The organism is Pseudomonas sp. NPDC086278 (genome assembly GCF_050280905.1).
Taxonomy (GTDB): Bacteria; Pseudomonadota; Gammaproteobacteria; order Pseudomonadales; family Pseudomonadaceae; genus Aquipseudomonas.
Genome location: NZ_JBNNWE010000192.1, coordinates 1 through 3,010 on the forward strand (window position 1 = coordinate 1; position 3,010 = coordinate 3,010).

General features: G+C 61.1%; 3 protein-coding genes and 1 pseudogene. 2 read left to right on the forward strand and 2 right to left on the reverse strand.

Features of this window, described 5'->3' with window-relative positions:
- Positions 1-355: pseudogene (locus ACQKP4_RS28735) on the forward strand (type III PLP-dependent enzyme); the annotation flags it as partial.
- Positions 356-433: 78 nt separating this feature from the next.
- Here ACQKP4_RS28735 and ACQKP4_RS28740 read toward each other — a convergent pair.
- Both ACQKP4_RS28740 and ACQKP4_RS28745 read right to left on the reverse strand, forming a co-directional pair.
- Complete coding sequence (locus ACQKP4_RS28740) at positions 434-1,201, reverse strand: tetratricopeptide repeat protein (RefSeq protein ID WP_427637404.1); 768 nt, start codon at positions 1,199-1,201, stop codon at positions 434-436.
- A complete protein-coding gene (locus ACQKP4_RS28745) occupies positions 1,198-1,878 on the reverse strand; it encodes a Fe2+-dependent dioxygenase (protein ID WP_427637405.1) in 681 nt (226 codons plus the stop codon). The genes ACQKP4_RS28740 and ACQKP4_RS28745 overlap by 4 nt, the downstream gene beginning before the upstream one ends.
- A gap of 207 nt (positions 1,879-2,085) precedes the next feature.
- Between ACQKP4_RS28745 and ACQKP4_RS28750 the strand changes: the two genes are divergently transcribed.
- Positions 2,086-3,010: TonB-dependent receptor (locus tag ACQKP4_RS28750; protein ID WP_427637406.1), on the forward strand; the 925-nt coding region annotated here is incomplete at its 3' end.

The window sequence follows — 3,010 nt, forward strand, 5'->3', positions numbered from 1 at the left end:
GCCAACGCCGGCATTCTGGTCAGCGAAGTGGTGTTGGTCGCGCGTAAATCCCGGACCGCCGTCGAGCGTTGGGTGTACACGGATGTGGGGCAAGTTCTCCGGCCTGATCGAAACCATGGACGAAGCCATCAAGTTCCCGATCTGGACCGAGAAGAAAGGCGAGATGGAAGAAGTCGTCATCGCCGGCCCGACGTGCGACAGCGCCGACATCATGTATGAAAACTACAAGTACGGTTTGCCGCTGAACCTGGCGATTGGTGATCGTTTGTACTGGTTGTCGACCGGTGCCTACACCACCAGTTACAGCGCGGTGGAATTCAATGGCTTTCCGCCGTTGAAATCGTTCTACGTGTAAACGCCAAGCGCCGACAGCAAAAAGCCCATGACGTGTCATGGGCTTTTTTGTGCCTGCTGTCCCGGCATAACCCGGCTCCTACAGCGGTTTGAGATCCTGCTCCAATTCGGTGGTGCGCCGGGCATAGTCCGCGGCCAGGGCGCGAATGTGCGGATCAGTTGCGTTCGTTAGCGCCTTGCTTGCTACCCGCAGGAAATTCAGATTGCCGCCCGCCAGGGCCTTGCGTAACCAGATCAACGCCTGGTCGATTTGCCCTGCATCCGCCAGTACCGCGGCATGGCTGAACTGCCCGCGGAAATCCCCGCCGACCGCCGAGCGCCGATACCAGTCACGTGCAGCCTGCGGGTCCGCCGGGCAAACCTGCCCTTCCTCCAGGTAGCGCCCCAGCAAGTTCATCGACTTCGCGTGGCCGAGTTCGGCGGCGTGGCGATAGAAACTCAGCGCTTGCAGCTGGTCCTCGATCACCCCGCGCCCGGTCGCCAGCAGGTTGGCGTAGTTGTACATCGCCCAATCCAGCCCGGCGTTTGCCGCGATTCGATAATGCCGCGCAGCAACCGAAGCATCCGCCGCACACCCCCAGCCATGTTCGTGACACCGCCCGACCATGTTGCGCGCCATCAGGTGCCCGCCGTGCGCGGCAATCTCGAACCAGCGCAATGCCAGCGGTTGATCGAGTGCGATGCCGTGCCCGTCCAGCAGGATTTGCCCGAGCAGTGCCTGGGCCTCGATCACCCCTTCGCGGGCAGCAACCACGATGGCTTGTGCCGCCCGTGCCGGGCTTTCCTCGAGCATGGCTTTGAGCCGTTCGCCGTCGAGCACTTCCTCTCGGCGCAATTGAAAAGTCATACCTCGACCCAACGCCGCAACAGGTTGTGATAAGTGCCCGTCAGGCGGATCAGCGACGGGTGATCGGGCAGGTCGTGGGTCAGTTGCTGGATCGCCCCGTCCATCTCGAACAGCAAGGCGCGCTGGCTGTCTTCACGCACCAGGCTTTGGGTCCAGAAGAACGACGCATAGCGGGTGCCGCGCGTGACGGCGTTGACCTTGTGCAAACTGCTGCCGGGATACAGGACCATGTCACCGGCCGGCAGCTTCACGCGTTGGGTGCCGAAGGTGTCCTGGATTTCCAGTTCGCCGCCGTCGTAGTCCTCGGGCTCGCTGAAGAACAGCGTGGCCGACAGGTCAGTGCGCACACGCTCGATGCTGTTTTTCGGCTGACGCACGGCGTTGTCGATATGGAAATCGAAGCTGCCACCCGCCGTGTAACAGTTCAGCAATGGCGGGAAGACTTTGTGCGGCAAGGCGGCGGACATGAACAGCGGATTTTTCCACAGGCGTTCCAGCAGCGCCGCGCCGACTTCCTTGGCCAGTGGATGACCTTCGGGCAGTTGAAGATTGTGCTTGGCCTTGGCCGACTGAAACCCGGCGGTGATTTTGCCGTCGGCCCAATCGGCCTGTTCCAGCGCCTCACGAATGCGCTGCACTTCTTCTTTCGCGAACACGCCGGGAATGTGCAGCAGCATGAGAACAACACCAGAAAGCAAAGGAGCGCCAATGGTATTGATTCTTATTGCCCGTGTAAAACCCCCATGACGAACGAAACATTAAAAACCGTAAGGGCAAATTGTAAAGAATGTAAATTCTTCGCGAATAGTAACGTTTCGCAATTGATACAAATACGCGTCTACCCTATATTCCGCGGCCTCAAATCCTTGGGGAGGGGAATTCACATGTCACGCCAACACTCACAATTACCTGTCAGTTCACCGCGTTTGCTCGCGTCTGCAATTGGCGTGGCCATCACCGCAGGCTCTGCGAGCCACATGGTGTTCGCAGCCGAACAGACTGACGGCAAGGCATCGGGCAACGCGATTGCCCTGGACGCCACCGCCATCACCGGCGAAGCCCAGGACGCGACGAGCTACAACGTCGAAAAAGCCTCCTCGTCCAAGTACACCGCGCCCCTGGTCGACACCCCGCGCTCGATCACCGTAATCCCGCAGCAAGTACTCAAGGACACCGGCGCCCTCAACATGCAGGACGCGTTGCGCACCGTTCCGGGCATCACCTTCGGTGCCGGTGAAGGCGGCAACCCGCAAGGCGACCGTCCGTTCATTCGCGGTTTCGACGCGCAGGGCGATACCTACCTGGACGGCGTGCGCGACACCGGTTCGCAGAGCCGCGAGATCTTCGCCGTCGAATCGATCGAAGTCAGCAAAGGCCCGAACTCGGCCATCGGCGGCCGTGGTGCGGCGGGCGGCAGCATCAACCTGGTGAGCAAGAAAGCGCACCTGGGCGACTCGTTGGACGGCGGTTTCACCTGGGGCTCCGACCAGACCCAGCGTTACACCCTGGACGGCAACTACCAGTTCACCGACACCGCCGCCGGCCGTCTGAACCTGATGAGCCATGAGAGCAACGTCGCCGGCCGTGACAGCGTCGATTACGACCGTTGGGGCATCGCGCCGTCGCTGGCGTTTGGCCTGGGCACCGACACCCGCGTCAACCTCGATTACTACCATCTGGAAAGTAACGACACGCCGGATTCGGGCATTCCGTACTCCATCCCGCTGGCCGGCTCGGCCGCGCGCACCAAGGCCAATCCGGACAAACCGTATTCCGGTGGCGATCACAGCAACTTCTACGGCCTGGACG

What these genes read in the sequence shown, in the direction of transcription:
- ACQKP4_RS28740 (WP_427637404.1), bottom strand. Translation starts at nt 1,201, where the DNA reads ATGACTTTTCAATTGCGCCGAGAGGAAGTGCTCGACGGCGAACGGCTC.
- ACQKP4_RS28745 (WP_427637405.1), bottom strand. Translation starts at nt 1,878, where the DNA reads ATGCTGCTGCACATTCCCGGCGTGTTCGCGAAAGAAGAAGTGCAGCGC.